The organism is Yoonia sp., assembly GCF_017854415.1.
Taxonomy (GTDB): Bacteria; Pseudomonadota; Alphaproteobacteria; order Rhodobacterales; family Rhodobacteraceae; genus Yoonia.
The window spans coordinates 1-18,580 of record NZ_JAFMHR010000054.1 but is presented as its reverse complement, the minus strand read 5'-3'; the positions used below and the strand labels follow the sequence as shown (position 1 = coordinate 18,580).

Genomic DNA, 18,580 nt, shown 5'->3' with positions numbered 1-18,580 from the left:
TCGTGAATCATGACGACAAACCAGCATCAAGGCAATTAATGGGTCCTGAGCCTAGCTTTGTTTTTTTTGGCCGCCTGTTCTTCGGGCGGCCTTAATCGTTCGAGCGATGGCGTCTTTGCCCCCGGCGTGGCCGGACCCGGCGACGTTGACGGACTGCTAGTAGGACACAGGCTTTTGGCAGCTGGCGAGTATGAATTGGCGCTCAAGGCGTATAACCGCGCCGCCGCGCAGCAAGGGCTCAATGTGGATACCATGTCGGCCATCGGTTCTGCCAACCTCACGCTTGGGCGCTTGGGGCAAGCGGAGCGATGGCTGCGCCGCGCCGTTGAAGAAGACCCCACCTTTCCCCCAGCTTGGAACAATCTGGGCGTTGTTTTGATGGAACGCGGTCAAACCGGTGAAGCAAGTATCGTTTTCCGTCGTGCATTTGCCGCAGATAACGGAAATTCGGATGAAATTCGCGACAATCTGCGCTTAGCGCTCGCAAGATTGGACAATTCAAACGATACTGAGATACAAGAAAATCAGAATTTCAATCTGATCCGGCGCGGCCAAGGTGATTTCCTACTGATGTCGGACCTATAGGCAAGAGCAGCAAAAGGACGCAGAAACATGCGCCACTCAATCTTACTGACGCTTTGCGTGGCGACCATCGGTCTGTCCGCATGCGAACCCTCAGGCGAAGCCCAAGTCGAAAACGTACTTGAAGATCTCAACGTGATTGATGAAACGAACCTCAATGACGTGATGCTTACGGTCGGTGATCCAAATCAAGCGGTCGCATATTTCGCCGATGCAAGTGCCAATGATCCAGATCGCATTGATCTGAAACGCGGGCTTGCCGTGTCGTTGGTGCGCGCGCAGCGCCCTTCCGATGCCGTCACCACATGGCAAGAAGTTATCGCCCACGAAGAAGCGACCGGGTCGACCTAGCGGATGCTTATGTGCGCAGCAACCAATGGGACGCAGCAGCCGCCACGTTGAACACAGTTCCCCCAACATACGAGACCTTCAAGCGCTACCGACTTGAAGCCATGGTCGCGGATAGCAAGCAGCAGTGGGCAAAAGCCGATAGTTTCTATGAAACAGCGGTCGGCCTGACAACGCGGCCCGCCACGGTCTATAACAACTGGGGTTTCTCAAAGCTCACGCGTGGAGACTACCCGGCAGCCGAGCGTATGTTTGCGGATGCTTTACGATTCAACAGCAATCTATTTACCGCCAAGAACAACCTCGTTCTGGCCCGCGGTGCACAGCGCAATTACACAATGCCTGTGGTGCCGATGACCCAGATTGAACGTGCGCAATTGATGCACACCATGGCTTTGGCAGCGATCAAGCAAAACGACGTGATCATCGGTAAATCGTTGTTGAATGATGCGATCAACACGCATCCCCAGTACTTTGAGGCCGCTGTGCGTGCGCTTGATGCGCTTGAAAACAATAATGGGACATAGAAATTGGGCATGACCGCCACCAGTGCGCTGTGGTTACTGCCCGCTGTGACACCAATCGCAATCTACATCGCATGGAATGACATGCGGTCGATGAAGATCACCAATGCCTCTGTCTTGGCGCTGGTCATTGTTTACGCCGTCATCGGACCTTTTGCATTCGGGCTAGAGGTCTATGCGTGGCAGTGGCTACATCTGCCGGCCACGCTGGTCGTCTGTATGGCCCTGTGGGCACTGCGCGTGATGGGCGGTGGTGATGCAAAGATGATTGCCGCGATGTCGCCGATTTTTATGGTCGGTGATTTGGTATTGATTATTCAGCTTTTCGCGGCGTGCCTGTTGGGTGCGCTGGCCGTTCATAGCCTGTTTCGGTTTACTGCACTCAAGAACTTCGCGCCCGATTGGAAAAGCTGGACAGCAGGAAGGTACTTTCCAAAGGGCCTGCCTCTTAGCATGACGCTGTTTTTCTATCTGCTGATTATTGCCGTTTATCGCTAAAAATGGCCATAATGTTACAGGCTCGCAAATCTTTGTTCACTTTTTTGCCATAATGGGCCTTATAATAAGTATGGTGGGCCGCGCTAGCGTGGCTGTTGTGTGATTCTTGATGGGCAGGACAAAATTATGAATATGCAGTCAACCGGCGTTCTTGCACCCCCGGCCCCGCGCGATCTCAGAGGCATGTTGTTGCCGATGTCGATGATGCGCGACATCCTGATTAAAACCATCTTTCGGATGAACCTTGAATTGGTCTCCGAGATTAGCCGCGCGATTTGCTTGCCCGTGCCCGTCACCCAAGAATTGGTCGATATGGCGCGTGGGCAGCTTTTGCTTGAGGCGACAGGTACGCTTAACGCTAACAACGCTCATGAAATGGGCTATCAGTTGACCGACGCTGGGCGTGCGCGTTCATTGGACGCACTGGGACAGTCAGAGTATTATGGAGCGATGCCTGTGCCGCTTGATATTTATCGCGAGCAGATCGAGCGTCAGTCAATTCGAAATATTCAAATCACCCGCGAACAGTTGGAAACAGCGATGGGTCATCTGGTCTTGCCTGATGATCTGTTATCGAACCTTGGACCCGCGGTTAGCGCCGGCAGATCAATTTTGATGTATGGACCGCCCGGCAACGGTAAATCGTCGATCTCTAACGGAATTCGCGACGCGCTTGGCGACAAAATCTATGTTCCGCGCGCTATCGAATATTCGGGTCAGGTTATCACAGTCTATGACCCGATTGTTCATAGTGCCGCCGAAGACGACATCGACGACCCAAATAGCCTGCGTCGTACATCTGGCCGCTTTGATACCCGTTATGTGCGTTGCGAGCGTCCTACCGTGATCACCGGTGGTGAATTGTCACTGTCCATGCTCGACCTTGTATATAACCCGACTGCGCGCACCTATCAGGCGCCGTTGCAGCTGAAATCTACTGGCGGCATCTTTATTGTGGACGACCTTGGCCGCCAAGCAGAGCCACCGCAAACACTCGTGAACCGGTGGATTGTTCCGCTGGAAGAAAGCAAAGATATTCTTGCGCTGCAATCAGGTGAAAAATTCGAAGTGCCTTTTGACACGCTTGTCATCTTTTCGACCAACTTCCACCCGAACGCGATCTTCGACAAAGCGGCGCTTCGCCGGATCTTCTTTAAGATCAAGATCGATGGCCCCAACCAAGAAGACTTCCTCAAGATTTTCGCGATGGTCGCACGCAAGCGCAAGATGCCATTGGACGAAGATACACTCGTGCACTTGCTGAACGTGCGGTATCCTGAAATTAACGATGTATATGCGAACTATCAGCCAATCTTTTTGATCGATCAGATGATCGCGATGTGCGAATTCGAGGGTATCCCTTACCAGATGTCCCCCGAGTTGGTGGATCGTGCATGGGCCAACATGTTCGTCAAAGAAGAAGATATCGTTCACTAAAGTCGCTTGTTCTGAAGTTTCCTTGAGGGGAACCACACATGTCTGACATCATCGGCGTGGCAGGCTGTGGCCGTATGGGGTTCGGCATGCTGGCTAATCTGCGCAAAGCGGGGCTGCATGCGAAAGGCTTTGATGTACGCCCACTTGATGGGATCGAGACAGATATTAACGCTTTCGCGCAAGATCTGACGACGGTCTTTACAGTGGTGCGAGATACAATCGAAACTGACGCGCTTTTGTTTGATATACAGAGGCTTGTGCGCAAGGCAGACAAACTGCAACGCATCGTCATCAGCTCAACTCTTTCGCCCAAGTACGTCAAAGGGTTGCGTGCCCGCGTGCCTGACGCGATCACATTGATCGACGCGCCCATGTCAGGGGCGCAAGTCAAAGCAGATGCCGGGACGCTTACGTTTATGACCGGTGGCGCGACGGCAGAAATAATGCCCGCCTTGCAAGCGATGGGCCGCGAGATTCACGATATGGGGGCCTTTGGCGCTGGCATGACGGCCAAGGTACTGAACAACTTGCTGGCCGCTTCCAGCACCGCGATGACACGGTTGGTCTTGGATTGGGCAGATGCGGAAGGCGTAGACGAAGAAAAGCTTTTGGCCTTGATTGGAACAGCGTCTGGTCAGAACTGGTTAGCCTCGAGCTTTGACGAAATCGAGTTCGCGCGCGATGGATATACCGCTGATAACAGTATCGGGATCCTGTTCAAAGATGTCGCATCAGCCCTCGATATTGCGCCAAACGGGAAAACTGAACTGCCTCTCGCGGTCCAAACTGCGATCCGTGGCCTGACCTCGCGTCGCAAACGATAAGCCGCGCCTTGACGCACCACACATCCAGCACAGTTTAGGCAGATGAACCCTCTACCCCCCATTTTCAAAGATTGGTTTGATCGTCGCGGTTGGGATGTTCATCCACACCAACAAGCGATGCTGGATCAGGCAACAGACCGTGCGCTGATGCTTATCGCGCCAACCGGCGGGGGGAAAACGCTTGGTGGTTTTCTGCCCTCTCTCATTGAATTGGCGGACGGGGCGCATGCTGGCTTGCACACGCTCTATGTCTCGCCGCTCAAGGCGCTGGCCGCTGATATTAAACGCAACCTGCGCACTCCTGTGGACGACATGGGTTTGCCGATCAGGATCGAAGATAGGACCGGCGACACGTCATATACGCAAAAGCGTCGCCAACGCGCCGATCCGCCGCAAATCCTGCTGACAACGCCTGAATCGCTGGCACTGCTGCTGAGCTACGAAGACGCGCCGCGCATCTTCAACGGTTTGCAACGAATTATCGTCGATGAAATCCACGCGCTTGCCGAAAGCAAACGTGGCGATCAATTGATGCTGGCCCTCAGCCGCCTTCAAACGCTTGCGCCAAACCTGCGCCGCGTTGGGCTGTCTGCAACGGTCGAGGACCCGCAAGCCATTGCAAACCAATTGGCCTGCCATCCTGACCCCTGCACGATCATCAATGCCGATCCCGGTCCCGACCCTGACATCGCGATGCTGCTGACGGCAGAAAAGCCACCGTGGTCAGGGGGCGGCGCAAAATACGCCATTCCCGCCGTTCTGGAACAGGTCAAACAACACAACACAACGCTGATCTTTCACAACACCCGCGCCCAAGCCGAGATTTTCTTTCACAACCTTTGGCTTGCGAACACGGATGATCTGCCAATCGGCATCCACCACGGCAGCCTGTCGCGCGAACAACGCGAAAAAGTCGAGGCCGCAATGGTCGCAGGCCAATTGCGCGCGATTGTGTGCACCGGATCGCTGGACCTTGGGATTGACTGGGGCAATGTCGATCTGGTCATTCAGGTAGGCGCACCAAAAAACGTCAAGCGATTAGTCCAACGGATCGGGCGCGCCAACCACCGTTACAATGCGCCGTCAAAGGCCCTGCTGGTACCGGCAAACCGGTTCGAAGTTGTCGAATGTGTCGCGGCACTCGAGGCTGCCAAGGCACACGAATTGGACGGTGACCCAAAGGGCCCCGGCCCTCGCGACGTGCTGTGCCAACATATCCTAATCACGGCTTGTGCGGGTCCGTTCGACGAAAGCGTCTTGTATGCAGAAATCAAAACCGTCGGCGCCTATCAAGGCCTATCGCGCGCCGCATTTGATGACTGCCTCGATTTTTGCGCGACCGGTGGCTATGCTCTGCGTGCCTATGACAAGTGGAAACGACTGCTTCAAACGCCTGACGGGATGTGGCAATTACGCGACCCGCGTGCATCCCAGCGCATTCGCATGAACATCGGAACCATTCAGGACACAGATACCCTCAAGGTGCGCCTGAAGGGCAATTTCAAGCCATTGGGCGAGGTAGAAGAAGCATTCGCCGCCACTCTCACCCAAGGCGACACGTTTTTGATCGGCGGGCAGGTTGTGCGCTATGAGAACCTAAAGGAAATGACCGTCGAGGTGTCCCGAAGGGCGGATAAAGCGCCAAAGATCGCCACGTTTATGGGCACTAAATTTGCTAATTCCACACAGCTATCGCAACGCATCTTGCGTATGTTCGCGCAACCCGATTGGCCCACCCTGCCAGCGCATACGTCTGAATGGCTCAATCTGCAGCGTAAGTTTTCGAAACTGCCCGAGGCCAACCGGATATTGGTCGAGAGCTTTCCACATGACGGCCGTCACCACATCTGCGTCTACGGCTTTGCAGGGCGCAACGCGATGCAAACGCTTGGTATGCTGCTGACCCAGCGGATGGAGGAAAAGGGGCTGCACCCACTGGGGTTCGTTGCGACCGACTATGCGACTTTGATCTGGGGGCTTGATCCCGTGAACGACCCTGCCCCGCTATTCGAAGCGACCAATATCCGTGCCGATTTTGAAACATGGTTGTCTGGCAATGCCGTGATGAAAAAAACATTTCGCGGGGCAGCCACCATTGCGGGCTTGATTGAGCGGAACTTGCCGCAAGCCCGTAAATCAGGTCGTCAGGCGACGTTTTCGTCAGACATTCTGTACGAAACCCTCACCAAATATGACCCTGACCATCTGATGTTGCGGATCACACGCGAAGAGGCGCTACGCGGTTTGGTCGATTTCGGCCGCATCGAAGAGATGCTTTCACGCACTGCGGGACGGATTGATCATGTCGTCTTGAATCGCGTAACGCCCCTTTCGCTACCCATGTTTCTGGAACGTGGTCGCATCGGAGTTGCGGGTGCGGGGCAAGACCGTATTCTCGAGGAAGAGGCCGCACGATTGATGCAAGCCGCAGGCGTACAGTCGCTTTGAACCTTGATCTATAATCAGAGTTACAGCACAAATCGCAACATGAATGGCTATTACTTCAGTTTTTGCGGGACCAACTGTGTAGCCATGCCAAGCGGTGCGCTCTACCTGCCAGACAATTCTTTGCTTTGTGTCTCTGACCTGCATCTGGGGAAATCGGAACGGATCGCGCGTCGTAGCGGCAGGATGCTACCCCCATATGAAGTGCAACAAACGCTGCAGAAGCTGGACGATGACCTCACGATGACAACACCTGAAAGCGTTGTTTGTCTGGGCGACAGCTTTGATGATTTGGATGCAGCAGCACAATTGGGCGATGATATGCGGCTTTGGTTGGCTGGCATGCAAGCGGGACGCAATTGGGTCTGGATCGAAGGCAATCACGATCCGGGGCCCATTGAATTGGGCGGCACCCATCGCCGCGAAATGCGGATCGGGTCCCTGACCTTGCGCCATATCGCAACTGATGCTTCAGCTGAAGTGTCAGGTCACTATCACCCTAAACACCGATTGGCAGGGCGCAGCAGGCCCGCCTTTTTGTACGACAAGGATCGTATGATAATGCCAGCCTACGGGGCCTACACAGGCGGCTTGGCAAGCAATGCACCTGTCCTGCGTGCCCTTTTTGGAACGTCCCCAATCGCCGTGATGACGGGCCATAAAGCCATACCCGTGCCAACTGGTAATGGTTAGGCGGTCAGGCCTTCAGGCTCTTCCAAACCATTCGCGCGGCAACATGCGGTAAGTGTATTGGCAAGCAAGCACGCGATCGTCATTGGACCCACGCCACCTGGAACGGGTGTGATCGCACCAGCAACGGCGGCACAGCTGTCATAGTCAGCATCACCAACAAGACGCGTTCCACCCTCGGGTTTCTCAATCCGGTTAATACCAACATCGATGACAGTCGCACCCGGCTTGATCCAATCGCCTATGACCATTTGAGGACGGCCAACAGCAGCCACGACAATATCAGCCTGACGCACAACAGATGGTAAATCCTTGGTCCGGCTGTGGGCAATCGTCACCGTGCAGCTATCGCCAAGCAGCAGTTGGGCCATCGGCTTACCAACGATATTCGAACGCCCAATCACAACCGCATTCATGCCCGAAAGCGAACCGTGATGATCACGTAGCATCATCAAACTGCCAAGGGGCGTACAGGGCACCATGCTTTTTTGCCCTGTGCCCAATAAGCCAACATTGGAAACATGAAACCCGTCCACATCCTTGGCTGGATCGATGCTGTTGATGACCAAATCGCTATCGATCTGGTCAGGCAATGGCAGTTGCACCAAAATACCATGAATGGCTGGGTCATTGTTCAACCGTTCAATCAACGCCAGCAAATCAGCTTCAGAGGTTTCAACATCCAGTTTATGTTCGACAGACGTCATGCCAACTTCAACGGTCATCTTGCCCTTTGAGCGGACATAGACCTGACTTGCTGGATCTTCACCCACAAGAACAACAGCCAACCCCGGCGTAATGCCATGCTCGGCCTTGAGTTTGGCTACACCTTGGCCCACAAGCCCACGCACCTTTGCGGCAAAGGCTTTTCCATCAATCACTGTCGCTGTCATATCAATCTTCTTCTGTTCAAAAATACCTCCGCCGGAGGCAGCGGGAGGGTGGGCGGGGCGACAGCGCAAGCTGAGCGTCGCACCGCCCGGTCAACTTAAAACAAGCCTTCGATTTCACCTGCATCATTCAGCATGATTTGCTCTGCTGACGGCACACGTGGCAGGCCTGGCATCGTCATAATCTCACCGCAGATCGCGACGATAAAACCAGCGCCAGCACTCAGACGTACTTCGCGAACCGGTACAGAATGACCGACAGGCGCGCCGCGCAATGCAGGATCGGTTGAAAAGCTATACTGCGTCTTGGCCATGCAAACCGGCAAATGACCATAGCCTTGCTCTTCCCACATCTTCAACTGATCACGAATTTTGCTATCAGCGATCACAGCATCTGCGCGGTAGATCTTTTTGGCAATTGTATCGATCTTGTCGAAAAGACTCATTTCGTCTGGATAGATAGGTGCAAAATCAGCTTCGCCCGCATCCGCAATCTGTGCGACACGCGTGGCAAGCTCTTTTGTACCCTCAGATCCTAGTGCCCAATGTTTGCACAAAATCGCCTCGGAACCTTGGGTTTCGACATAGGCTTTGACAGCAGCAACCTCGGCGTCCGTATCCGTCACAAAGTGGTTGATCGCGACGACAACAGGAACCCCAAAGCTCTTGATGTTCTCAATGTGGCGGCCAAGGTTCGCGCAACCGGCATTTACAGCATCAACATTTTCGACACCTAAATCAGCCTTCGCCACACCGCCGTTCATTTTCATCGCGCGTACTGTTGCGACAAGAACGACACAAGACGGCGCAAGGCCTGCTTTGCGGCACTTGATGTTCATGAACTTCTCAGCACCCAAGTCAGCGCCGAAGCCTGCTTCGGTCACAACATAATCGGCCAGTTTCAATGCAGTCGTTGTAGCGGTGACAGAGTTACAGCCATGCGCGATGTTTGCAAATGGGCCGCCATGTACGAATGCTGGGTTATTCTCGAGTGTTTGCACAAGATTTGGCTGCATCGCATCTTTCAGCAGCACAGTCATAGCGCCATCCGCCTTGATATCGCGGCAATAAACAGGGCTGCGATCACGGCGGTAGGCCACGATGATGTCGCCCAAGCGCTGCTCTAGGTCCTTAAGGTTCCGTGCAAGGCACAAGATCGCCATAACTTCGGACGCCACAGTGATGTCAAAACCAGCTTCGCGCGGAAATCCATTCGCGACACCGCCCAAAGACGCCGTGATCTGACGCAGCGCACGATCGTTCATGTCAAGAACACGACGCCAAACGACGCGGCGGATGTCGATATCAAGCGCATTGCCCCAATAGACGTGGTTGTCGATCATGGCAGACAGTAGGTTATGCGCCGATGTGATTGCGTGAAAGTCCCCTGTGAAGTGCAGGTTCATGTCTTCCATCGGCACGACTTGCGCGTAGCCACCACCAGCGGCCCCGCCCTTCATGCCAAAGCACGGGCCAAGCGATGCTTCACGAATACAAACCGCAGCCTTTTTGCCGATTGCGTTCAAACCGTCGCCCAGACCAACCGTTGTCGTGGTCTTGCCTTCGCCCGCAGGTGTCGGGTTAATCGCGGTGACAAGGATCAATTTGCCGTCGGGGCGATCCTGCACGCTGTCGATCAAGCGCTGGCTGACCTTGGCCTTGTCGTGGCCATATGGCAGCAGATCATCGCTATCGATACCCAGCTTTGCACCGATTTCTTGAATTGGACGCTTGCTAGCGGCGCGTGCGATTTCGATGTCTGACTTATATTCCATGAAAAATCCCTTGGGTCTTGGCTGTCGCCATTCTTGTTCTGTGTCGCTTCTATCGGGTGAATGCCGCCACATGCACAGTGATTGCGACATTTTCACCCTCGGAATCGTCGAAAGGCACAGTGTAGGTTTCGGATTGGAAACCTATGGCTGCCAAGCACGCTGATCGGGGACATGCAAACGCACCGTATCACCAATACGAATTTGCCCCTCGCGTTCAACCCAAGCCGTCACGCCACGCTTGCCTTTTGCAGCCGCCTTGAACTTGTCGCCTGCACTTGGGTGGTCCGCATTGATGACCTTGGCTGGCAAATGACAAGGTCGGTTTTCCATGTCCACCACAATGGCGGACCCGTCAGGGAACTGAAGCCGCGACGATGGCGGCAAATGCGTGAAGTCAGGGATGCCTGCGATAACAAGCGATGCGCCGATATGTGCAGGGTTAAAGCCGTCCAAGCCACAGTCAGCGGCGACTTCCGCTAATTCTTCGGCAGACATGACCGACAACTGTCGGACGTTACGGATTTCCGTATCTTTTGGATACTGGCTGCGCACGCGTACACAGGCAGGCCGCGTCAGGCCGCCATGCGCTTCATTGGGGATACCTGCATAAGTGAGTTGCGCGCTGTGCACCGGTTCCGACCGCAGCGAAGTTTCGCGGTCGGGGACATGCCCGATCCAAACGATTTCACCCGTGATTTCAGTTGGCGCTAGTGCAGGCATAGGCGTCTCTCCAAAGTGGTTGCACGCTATGCTTAAGGCAGGCTGGAACAGGCTTCAATTGATCAGATCAGACTTTGAACGCACGAACGAAAAACGCCGCCCCTTGGGGCGGCGTTTCGTTTTGCTAGGCCGAAGGTTCCGGTTCCATCCCGTCATCAGAAGCGCGCGGCTTCTTGGGTTTGGTCTTTGGTATCGCCGTCACCGACGGTGTCCCGCCAGATGGTGGCGTACTGTCCGCATCATCGCTGAGGTGCGGCGGATCGCCCGCCATCACGCGTTTGATCTCGTCACCCGTCAGCGTTTCATACTCAAGCAGGCCTTGGGCCAGACGCTCGAACTCTTCGTTCTTTTCGGTGATGATCTTGAACGCAAGGTCGTAGCCGTCTTGGATAAAGCCGCGGACCTCTTGTTCGATCGTTTCCTTTGTATTGGCAGACACGGACAAACCAGCGGTGTTCCCCGAATAGCCCTCATGCGCTTCGGCGTAGTCGATGTTACCGATTTTGTCGGACATACCCCAACGCAGCACCATCGCACGGGCCAATTGGCTGGCCTGCTGGATGTCACCGGCTGGACCATTGCTGACCTGATCAGGACCGTATTTGATGATCTCAGCCGCTTTGCCCGCCATAGTCATTGCCAAACGCTGGTGGCATTCGTCTTTGAACATGTTCAAGCGGTCCATTTCTGGAAGGCTCATCACCATACCAAGCGCTCCACCGCGCGGAATGATCGTGGCCTTATAGACCGGATCACATTTCGGCAGCGAGATGCCGACAATCGCATGCCCTGCTTCGTGATACGCAGTCATTTCTTTTTGCTCTGTAGTCATCACCATCGAGCGACGCTCTGCGCCCATCATCACCTTGTCTTTGGCGGATTCGAAATCAATCATCGTGACAAAACGGCGACCAACACGCGCGGCCATCAACGCGGCCTCGTTCACGAGGTTGGCGAGATCAGCACCCGAAAACCCTGGCGAACCGCGCGCGATAATGCGCAGGTCAACATCTGGACCGAGTGGGATTTTGCGTGCATGCACGCCCAAAATCTTTTCGCGGCCTTTGATATCAGGGTTTGGAACGGTGATCTGGCGGTCAAAGCGACCCGGACGCAAAAGTGCCGGGTCAAGAACATCGCGGCGGTTGGTGGCCGCAACGATGATGACACCTTCATTCGCTTCAAAGCCGTCCATTTCAACCAAGAGCTGGTTCAGTGTCTGCTCGCGTTCGTCATTGCCTCCGCCGATGCCGACACCGCGCGAACGACCGACGGCGTCAATCTCGTCGATAAAGACGATACATGGCGCGTTCTTTTTCGCCTGCTCAAACATGTCGCGGACGCGTGATGCACCCACACCGACAAACATCTCGACAAAGTCGGAACCGGAAATTGTAAAGAATGGTACACCAGCTTCGCCCGCAATCGCACGCGCAAGCAACGTTTTACCTGTACCCGGAGGACCCACAAGCAATGCGCCTTTGGGAATTTTACCGCCAAGCCGCGAGTATTTCTGTGGGTTACGCAGGAATTCTACGATTTCTTCCAGCTCTTCTTTGGCTTCATCAATACCAGCTACATCGTCAAACGTGACGCGACCTTGCTTTTCGGTCAGCAGTTTGGCGCGCGATTTGCCAAAGCCCATCGCACCGCCTTTGCCGCCGCCTTGCATCCGGTTCATGAAGTAAACCCAGACACCGATCAAAAGCACAAACGGCAACAAACCAACCAAGAACGACTGGAGCGCCGATGTTTCTTGGCTGCGCGCCTCGACGGGTACGCCTGCATCAATCAAAAGATTAGTGATTTCGGCGTCTCGCGGCATAATAGTTGTGTAAGCGCGTCCGCCTTCGGCAAAACTGATCGTTTCACCGTCGATCACGACATCGGTGACGCTGCCTGCTTCGACTGCAACAACAAAGTCAGAATAGCTGCGCACCTGACTGTTTGCAGTACCCGGAGGACTGCTAAAGAGATTGAAAAGGGCCAGTACCATCAAGAAAAGTACGACCCAAAAGACCATGTTACGCGCGTTGCCCAAGGGGGAAGCTCCTTTGAAATGGGGGAGTGAGCAACAGAGTCGCACCACAAGCGTTTCCTCTAAAATAGAGGCGAAAGATTAATCTTCAATGGCAAACGCCATCGAATGGAAATTCGCGACAATCTGCCCAGTCCATCCATTGGATAATCCGGCAATCGGCGCAGAGACAAGCGTGGTGCCGTGCCAAACAGCCGGCGACGCCAACAACGACATACGCGGAAAGTCGGTCTGCCGCCAGTCCGGGCAAAATTTGATGCCATCGCCCAATGATTTGAGCGTTAGTCCCGCAACTTTCGGTCCGGTCAGACGCCAGCGCTGGTCCCAAATCAGGTCATCATTCTGAAGTGGCACAGCCATTGGCGTTGTCGCTGCAGCTTCGCGCGATAACCGGACTGTGCCGTCCTTTTGTGGTGTCAGAATACACCCGCCCAACGTTACCGTTCCGCCTTGCAAGACACGCGCTGCCGTATCTTTGAGTTGCTCAAATCGGGGTCGAAACCCACGTGATCCCGTCCACCCGATTGCCGCCGCAAACGCGCGTCTGGGCGCATCTGCCTGCGTCATCTGCAACACCGTTTGGTCGACAATCAAATCGGCGCCGTCTTGGCGGATGTGCGCGTGCGCGAAATCATATGCACACCGCTGCAAGGTCTGCTGTGCGGCCTGCATATGATCAATCGTTTGCAAAATCCTCTTTGCAGTCAAGCCAAGTGTACCAAGCTGGTCCGCCATTTGCCGCGCACGGACGCGGTCAAAACGGGTGTCTTCATTGCTTGGGTCATCGCACCAAACGATTGCGTGATCGGTCAGCCATGCACGCAGATCAGCGCGTGTGATATTCAATAAAGGGCGAAAAATGGCGTATCCATCGCGCTTTGACGCCATCTGCATCGCGGTCAGACCATCAACGCCGGAGCCGCGCGCGAGCCGTAGCATGAATGTTTCAACCTGATCATCCTCGGTGTGGCCCATCCAGATCGTATTAACGTTGTGCGCGCGCGCCAAACTGACAAGTGCCTCCCAGCGCCCTGCACGTGCTGCGGCTTGCAGATTGCCACTGTGATCCCAGTCCCACTTTGCGACAACGTGTTGCAGCCCCAAAGCGTCTGCCTGCGCCTGAACCAGCGCGATTTCCGCCGCAGCCTCTGGGCGAAGCCCATGATCAATTGTGAAAACGAACAACCGCTCTGGCGCAATCGCCAATGCCGCAAGATGCATCAATGCAATTGAATCGCCTCCGCCAGAGACAGCCAATCCGACGGCCCCTTCAGAATGCACCGCATGTGCGGCAAGCGTCTTTTGAAAGCGGGTCGTAACGTCAGTGATTACTGACATCCCAACGCTTGCATTTCCGTCTGTGCCAGTGAAACGGCCGGATTGCCCGGAAAACGGACATTTACTTCGGCCAAGGTCAAACATGCATCTTGTGTCTGGCCGATCGATCCCAAAGAAGCGCCAAGTTTATAAAGCGCGTTCGGCGCTGAAGGCCCGGTTGCATCGCCCGAGAACGCCTCAAGATAAGCGCGCGCTGCTTTGGTGGTTTCCCCCAAAGCTTCGTGCGCTTCGCCGCGCAGGAAATTTGCCTCGGAGGTTAACGGACTACCTGGGTAGGTCGCGACAAAGGCCGTAAGCTGGTCAATGGCGCCGCGAAAGTCACCAGAGGCGAGCGACCCCTGCGCCGCCGCAATATCGCTTTGTTCACCAATGGCGAGCGCCGGCCCGCCACTGGTAGTTGTAGGTGTTGTAGACGGAAAAGGTGTCGTTGGCAGACCGCCCAAAGGTGTATCGTCAAGCTGGCTAATATCGCAGCCGGCTTCAAGTTCGCACAGCCTGAAGTTCAGATCACCGATCTTGTTGTCCGCCTCGGTGGTAATCCGGCTGATGCGGAACTCTAGCTGCTCTGCATTCGCGGTCAGGCGTTGCAACTCTGCTTCGATCGCGTTGAGGCGATCCAGAGGTGTGTCACCTATTGTCCCCGCGTTCAGCCCACCAGTTGTGGACAGTTCGCGGCGCAAACGCTGCACATCAACGAAAAGCACGGTCAGTTGCTGGCGGATGTCTGCCAACGTCTCTTGCTGCGCAATGGCGGGCAGAGGCGACAGCAAGATGGTGCAAACAAGAGCGATACGGTGCAACATAACCATTCCTTAGGTATAGATCAGCTCGTGAGAGCCGAGAAAGACAACACTGTAACCGCACGGCGGTTCTGCGCATAGCAAGTTTCTTCCGAACAAACTTCGATTGGACGCTCTTTACCAAAACTTGTGACTTCTAGGCGGCCTGTCGGCACGCCGCGCGACACAAGGTATTCGCGGACAGCATTTGCACGGCGGAACCCAAGGGCAAGGTTGTACTCACGTGTGCCCTGCTCGTCTGCGTGACCCTCGATGACGGACCGGTAGTCGGTGTTGGCCAAAAGCCACTGGGCTTGGCCGTCAAGGATTACCTTGCCAGCTGGTGTGAGGGTCGATGTATCAACCGCGAAAAGAACGCGGTCACCAATGGTTTGGTTAAAGAATGCAGGGCTCGTTGGATCACTGGCTGATCCTGCAAGGCCGCCGTCGGCACCAAAGCCGCTACCGGCACCACCGCCAGCGCCACTGCCTGCACCAAAACGATCGGGGTTCGTACAGGCCGCTGTTGCCAATACCAAAAGCACGATCGCCGCTTTCTTAAAAAGTGTCATAGGTTTTCATCCTGATTATCATTTGCTCGTTTTTTTCGATCATAGCATGACTTTTGCGATTGGGGAATCATGCTTCTTACGGCTGGAGTGGACCCCAAGAAGGATCGGACGCACCGCCCTGCAATGGAACCGCCTTCAAGTTGCGCCCCGAAATATCCACCGAATAAACCGAGGACGTGCCCCCTGCCCCTTGGGTTTCGCGGGTGAACATGATCACGCGTCCGTTCGGCGACCAGGTTGGACCCTCATCCAAAAACGAAGAAGTGAGCAGACGTTCCTCTGAACCATCAATTCGCATCACGCCAATATGGAAACGTCCTGCGTTTTGTTTTGTAAACGCCACCAGATCGCCACGCGGCGACCAAACAGGCGAGCCATAGCGCCCATCACCAGACGAGATCCGACGTGCTTCACCGCCATTTGCAGACATGATATAGATTTGCTGCGCACCAGACCGGTCGCTTTCAAAGACAATCTGACTACCGTCAGGTGACAGGCTAGGTGCCGTTTCAATCGACGGCGCGCTGGTCAAGCGAACATGCTGCCCCGTAGACAGATCAGTGCGGTAAATATCTGTGTTGCCACCATTGGACAGACTGTAAATCACCTGCCGCCCGTCGCGCGAAAAGCGTGGGCTAAAGGCCATTTCACCCGCGGCGGTCTGCAACTGTTGGCGACCCACGTTTGCCACATTCAGAACATTGATGCGCGGAAAACCACTTTCAAAGCTGGTATAAAGAACGCGGTCGCCGCTTGGCGAAAATCGCGGAGCAAGAACGATCGTGCTGCTATCCGTCAAGAATTGTACATTCGCGCCATCAAAATCCATGATCGCCAGCCGCTTTTGGCGGTTATCCTTGGGACCACTTTCCGCGACAAAGACAACGCGGCTGTCAAAATAGCCGCCTTCGCCTGTAATACGTCCGTAAACGGCATCAGCCACCTTGTGACCCATGCGACGCCAACCGGTTGCTGTGCCTGCAAATTGCAATCCAGTGCCAAGCTCTTGGCCGGAAAACACGTCATAGACCCGAAATTTCACGGTCATACTGTCACCTTGCACATTTACGGCACCAACAACCAACGCCTGCGCGTTGATTGCGCGCCAATCGGCAAAGGCCACAGGCTGTGCAAAAGATGATATCTGCGAGATGAACGCAGAGGCCGGAACTTCCCGGAATAATCCAGTGCCCGCCAAGTCCTGCACCACAAGCCGCGACATTTCCGACGCAACTTGTATTGCTTCAGGGGTTTCCGCCTGAAAACTAGGTGCCGCAAATGTAATCGGTTCGATCACACCATCGGTGATCGTCAACCGCAGTGGGCCGTTTTGTGCAAATACCGGTCCGGCCAACATCAACGCCACCAGACATATAAGTAGTCGTTTCATCATCTTTGCCTCTTTGTGCGCATCGTGTTTCGACGCGTTTTTCTTGTTTCGTTCATTTTTAGCAGTGGGTGAAATCATTTTCACTTTAACTGCGCGTAACTTTGCCTATCGCAGCCGCATTCCACTTGGATCAAAGGTAATCACGACTTCTTGCCATTGGTCATATTTATCTGCGGGTAGTTGATAGCCACCAGACTGACATCTTAAAATTGCACGCCGTGCGGCGTTAAATGCGGTATCAACGGCACTCGCATCACCCTGAGACGACAACAATCTAACGTTGTTGCCCTGAACTGCGCCGTCGCGGTCCAAATTGAACGCGACCTCGACAGTAACACGGGCTGCAACCGAACCGGGGTCCACATTCCAACAGCGATTGACCGCAATGCGAAAGCTGTCACGCTCTGCCCCCGTCATCGGCGGGCCCGCTGCAATCGCAGGGGCCGACGCACCCGCAAGCGCCGCCTCTAAAGCCGCAGCAACATCTTCTTGAGGGGCCGTTTCTTGCGGGGCCGGTGTTTCAACAGGTGCTGGCGGCGGTTCGACAGCTGCTGTTTCCGTCTGGGACGAAACAGGCGCAGGACGGCTAGGCCGCGTTGATGGACGGGCAGAAGTCGTCGGGGCCAGGTCCTGAATGACGATCTGGGTTGTCGTTTCTTCGGGCGCTGTCGCGTCTTGTTCTTGCGCGACGATTTCCGCATTGGCGGTATCATCAGGCACAACGGCTTCTCGCACCACATCATCAACCTGCGCGTCTTGCGGCGGAGGCTGGGAAATAGTCGATGCCACCGTTGGGGCCTGCTGCGGTGTCGGCGTGTCACTGACGGCAACATCTGGTGTGGGCGGTGGGGCAACGGGCGGCGCCGGTGGCACAGGAGGCGCATCCGTCACTTCAGTGAGCGGCGCTTCCGGCGGCGGAGGCGGCGGAAGTTCACTTGACGGCGGCTCTACCTGCTCGGGCGCTGGTGCCGGTTGGGCAGGCGCGTCGGCGACGGGCAGCGGCGGAGATGCCTCGTCAATTTGGGGTGGGACGGGTGCATCAGGGCTGGCGCCCCCGGGATCAGGGGTTGCACGGGCACGCATTTGGTCAAATTCCTCACCAGATATGACAGAGATATCCATCGTCTCGATGCGCAAGGGTTCCGCACTAAAGCCCCAACCAGCGATCAGCCAAACGATCAGCCCAACGTGGCCAAGTCCCGAAAAAATTGTTCCCGGCGTTGCCATGATCTACCCGTCAGCGCCATCCGTGACTGTGCTTGCAATATCCGTCACAAGGCCAATGTCGGAAAACCCGCCAGCATTCAGCAGGCCCATAATTTGGGCAACACGGTTCCATTCGTTGCGGCCATCCGCACGTAGGAAAATCTTTTCGCTGGTACGTTCTGCCGCAATCCCTTGCAGGCGACCAACTAGGTCGGATTGCGCAACTTCAGTTTCTTGGATCATCACCCGACCATCATCAGTAATTGTCACAGTCAGCGGTTCTTCCTCATCACCTGGCAAAGCGGTGGCCGAGGTTTCGGGCAATTCAACCGGAATACCCACAACAGATAAGGGGGCCGCGACCATAAAGATAATGAGCAAAACCAACATCACGTCCACAAATGGCGTCACATTGATCTCTGACATCGGCTGTGAACGTCGTGAACGGCGGCGGCCGCGCTTACCCCCACCGTCATCGTTTTTCATGACACCAGCGCTCATCTCTAGCTGTCCAATTGGCGGCT

16 protein-coding genes and 1 pseudogene are annotated in these 18,580 nt (G+C 55.1%); 7 read left to right on the top strand and 10 right to left on the bottom strand.

Annotation, left to right across the window (positions count from 1 at the left end; translation table 11 throughout):
- Positions 1 to 57 precede the first annotated feature (57 nt).
- The 7 genes and pseudogenes from QZ197_RS08000 to pdeM all read left to right on the top strand — a co-directional run bounded on the left by QZ197_RS08000 (position 58) and on the right by pdeM (position 7,351).
- Entirely contained in the window at positions 58 to 585 is a 528-nt protein-coding gene (locus tag QZ197_RS08000) for a tetratricopeptide repeat protein (RefSeq protein ID WP_296431365.1), read from the top strand.
- A 27-nt stretch (positions 586 to 612) separates the two neighbouring features.
- Positions 613 to 1,457: pseudogene (locus QZ197_RS07995) on the top strand (tetratricopeptide repeat protein).
- 9 nt (positions 1,458 to 1,466) lie between these two features.
- The gene (locus tag QZ197_RS07990; RefSeq protein ID WP_296431364.1) at positions 1,467 to 1,952 is read left to right on the top strand and encodes a prepilin peptidase; all 486 of its coding nucleotides are present in this window, start codon (positions 1,467 to 1,469) and stop codon (positions 1,950 to 1,952) included.
- Positions 1,953 to 2,078: 126 nt separating this feature from the next.
- Entirely contained in the window at positions 2,079 to 3,389 is a 1,311-nt protein-coding gene (locus QZ197_RS07985) for an ATPase (protein WP_296431363.1), read from the top strand.
- Between the two features lie 38 nt (positions 3,390 to 3,427).
- Positions 3,428 to 4,213 carry an NAD(P)-binding domain-containing protein gene (locus tag QZ197_RS07980; protein ID WP_296431362.1) on the top strand — a complete coding sequence of 262 codons (786 nt, stop codon included), beginning with the start codon at positions 3,428 to 3,430 and terminating at the stop codon, positions 4,211 to 4,213.
- Between the two features lie 42 nt (positions 4,214 to 4,255).
- Positions 4,256 to 6,661: a ligase-associated DNA damage response DEXH box helicase gene (locus QZ197_RS07975; RefSeq protein ID WP_296431361.1), complete on the top strand. Its 2,406-nt coding sequence runs from the start codon at positions 4,256 to 4,258 to the stop codon at positions 6,659 to 6,661.
- 39 nt (positions 6,662 to 6,700) lie between these two features.
- Positions 6,701 to 7,351, top strand: coding sequence for a ligase-associated DNA damage response endonuclease PdeM (pdeM, locus tag QZ197_RS07970; RefSeq protein ID WP_296431368.1), 651 nt, complete (start codon positions 6,701 to 6,703; stop codon positions 7,349 to 7,351).
- On the opposite strand, the gene folD is transcribed toward pdeM, so the two are convergent.
- The 10 genes from folD to QZ197_RS07920 all read right to left on the bottom strand — a co-directional run bounded on the left by folD (position 7,348) and on the right by QZ197_RS07920 (position 18,557).
- Positions 7,348 to 8,241: a bifunctional methylenetetrahydrofolate dehydrogenase/methenyltetrahydrofolate cyclohydrolase FolD gene (gene folD / locus QZ197_RS07965; RefSeq protein WP_296431360.1), complete on the bottom strand. Its 894-nt coding sequence runs from the start codon at positions 8,239 to 8,241 to the stop codon at positions 7,348 to 7,350. The two genes, pdeM and folD, sit on opposite strands and share 4 nt — an antisense overlap.
- Positions 8,242 to 8,336: 95 nt before the next feature.
- Positions 8,337 to 10,013, bottom strand: a complete 1,677-nt coding sequence (locus tag QZ197_RS07960; RefSeq protein ID WP_296431359.1) for a formate--tetrahydrofolate ligase — start codon at positions 10,011 to 10,013, stop codon at positions 8,337 to 8,339.
- Positions 10,014 to 10,154: 141 nt separating this feature from the next.
- Positions 10,155 to 10,733, bottom strand: a complete 579-nt coding sequence (locus QZ197_RS07955; protein WP_296431358.1) for an MOSC domain-containing protein — start codon at positions 10,731 to 10,733, stop codon at positions 10,155 to 10,157.
- 124 nt (positions 10,734 to 10,857) lie between these two features.
- Positions 10,858 to 12,756, bottom strand: coding sequence for an ATP-dependent zinc metalloprotease FtsH (ftsH, locus tag QZ197_RS07950; protein WP_296431367.1), 1,899 nt, complete (start codon positions 12,754 to 12,756; stop codon positions 10,858 to 10,860).
- A gap of 96 nt (positions 12,757 to 12,852) precedes the next feature.
- Positions 12,853 to 14,109 carry a tRNA lysidine(34) synthetase TilS gene (gene tilS, locus QZ197_RS07945; protein WP_296431357.1) on the bottom strand — a complete coding sequence of 419 codons (1,257 nt, stop codon included), beginning with the start codon at positions 14,107 to 14,109 and terminating at the stop codon, positions 12,853 to 12,855.
- Positions 14,100 to 14,912, bottom strand: coding sequence for a tol-pal system protein YbgF (gene ybgF, locus QZ197_RS07940; protein ID WP_296431356.1), 813 nt, complete (start codon positions 14,910 to 14,912; stop codon positions 14,100 to 14,102). The genes tilS and ybgF overlap by 10 nt, the downstream gene beginning before the upstream one ends.
- Positions 14,913 to 14,932: 20 nt before the next feature.
- On the bottom strand, positions 14,933 to 15,460 hold the full coding sequence (gene pal, locus QZ197_RS07935) for a peptidoglycan-associated lipoprotein Pal (protein ID WP_296431355.1): 528 nt from the start codon (positions 15,458 to 15,460) through the stop codon (positions 14,933 to 14,935).
- Positions 15,461 to 15,536: 76 nt separating this feature from the next.
- Positions 15,537 to 16,853 (bottom strand): Tol-Pal system beta propeller repeat protein TolB, encoded by a 1,317-nt coding sequence (gene tolB / locus QZ197_RS07930; protein ID WP_296431354.1) that lies wholly within the window; start codon positions 16,851 to 16,853, stop codon positions 15,537 to 15,539.
- A gap of 102 nt (positions 16,854 to 16,955) precedes the next feature.
- A complete protein-coding gene (locus QZ197_RS07925) occupies positions 16,956 to 18,077 on the bottom strand; it encodes an energy transducer TonB (RefSeq protein WP_296431353.1) in 1,122 nt (373 codons plus the stop codon).
- A gap of 3 nt (positions 18,078 to 18,080) precedes the next feature.
- The gene (locus QZ197_RS07920) at positions 18,081 to 18,557 is read right to left on the bottom strand and encodes an ExbD/TolR family protein (protein WP_296431366.1); all 477 of its coding nucleotides are present in this window, start codon (positions 18,555 to 18,557) and stop codon (positions 18,081 to 18,083) included.
- Positions 18,558 to 18,580: the final 23 nt, after the last annotated feature.

Coding starts and splice junctions, on each gene's coding strand:
- pal (WP_296431355.1), bottom strand. CDS start 15,460: ATGACACTTTTTAAGAAAGCGGCGATCGTGCTTTTGGTATTGGCAACA.
- QZ197_RS07920 (WP_296431366.1), bottom strand. CDS start 18,557: ATGAGCGCTGGTGTCATGAAAAACGATGACGGTGGGGGTAAGCGCGGC.
- QZ197_RS07960 (WP_296431359.1), bottom strand. CDS start 10,013: ATGGAATATAAGTCAGACATCGAAATCGCACGCGCCGCTAGCAAGCGT.
- pdeM (WP_296431368.1), top strand. CDS start 6,701: ATGAATGGCTATTACTTCAGTTTTTGCGGGACCAACTGTGTAGCCATG.
- QZ197_RS07985 (WP_296431363.1), top strand. CDS start 2,079: ATGAATATGCAGTCAACCGGCGTTCTTGCACCCCCGGCCCCGCGCGAT.
- QZ197_RS07975 (WP_296431361.1), top strand. CDS start 4,256: ATGAACCCTCTACCCCCCATTTTCAAAGATTGGTTTGATCGTCGCGGT.
- QZ197_RS07980 (WP_296431362.1), top strand. CDS start 3,428: ATGTCTGACATCATCGGCGTGGCAGGCTGTGGCCGTATGGGGTTCGGC.
- tolB (WP_296431354.1), bottom strand. CDS start 16,853: ATGATGAAACGACTACTTATATGTCTGGTGGCGTTGATGTTGGCCGGA.
- QZ197_RS07990 (WP_296431364.1), top strand. CDS start 1,467: ATGACCGCCACCAGTGCGCTGTGGTTACTGCCCGCTGTGACACCAATC.
- QZ197_RS07925 (WP_296431353.1), bottom strand. CDS start 18,077: ATGGCAACGCCGGGAACAATTTTTTCGGGACTTGGCCACGTTGGGCTG.
- ftsH (WP_296431367.1), bottom strand. CDS start 12,756: ATGGTCTTTTGGGTCGTACTTTTCTTGATGGTACTGGCCCTTTTCAAT.
- folD (WP_296431360.1), bottom strand. CDS start 8,241: ATGACAGCGACAGTGATTGATGGAAAAGCCTTTGCCGCAAAGGTGCGT.
- QZ197_RS07955 (WP_296431358.1), bottom strand. CDS start 10,733: ATGCCTGCACTAGCGCCAACTGAAATCACGGGTGAAATCGTTTGGATC.
- tilS (WP_296431357.1), bottom strand. CDS start 14,109: ATGTCAGTAATCACTGACGTTACGACCCGCTTTCAAAAGACGCTTGCC.
- ybgF (WP_296431356.1), bottom strand. CDS start 14,912: ATGTTGCACCGTATCGCTCTTGTTTGCACCATCTTGCTGTCGCCTCTG.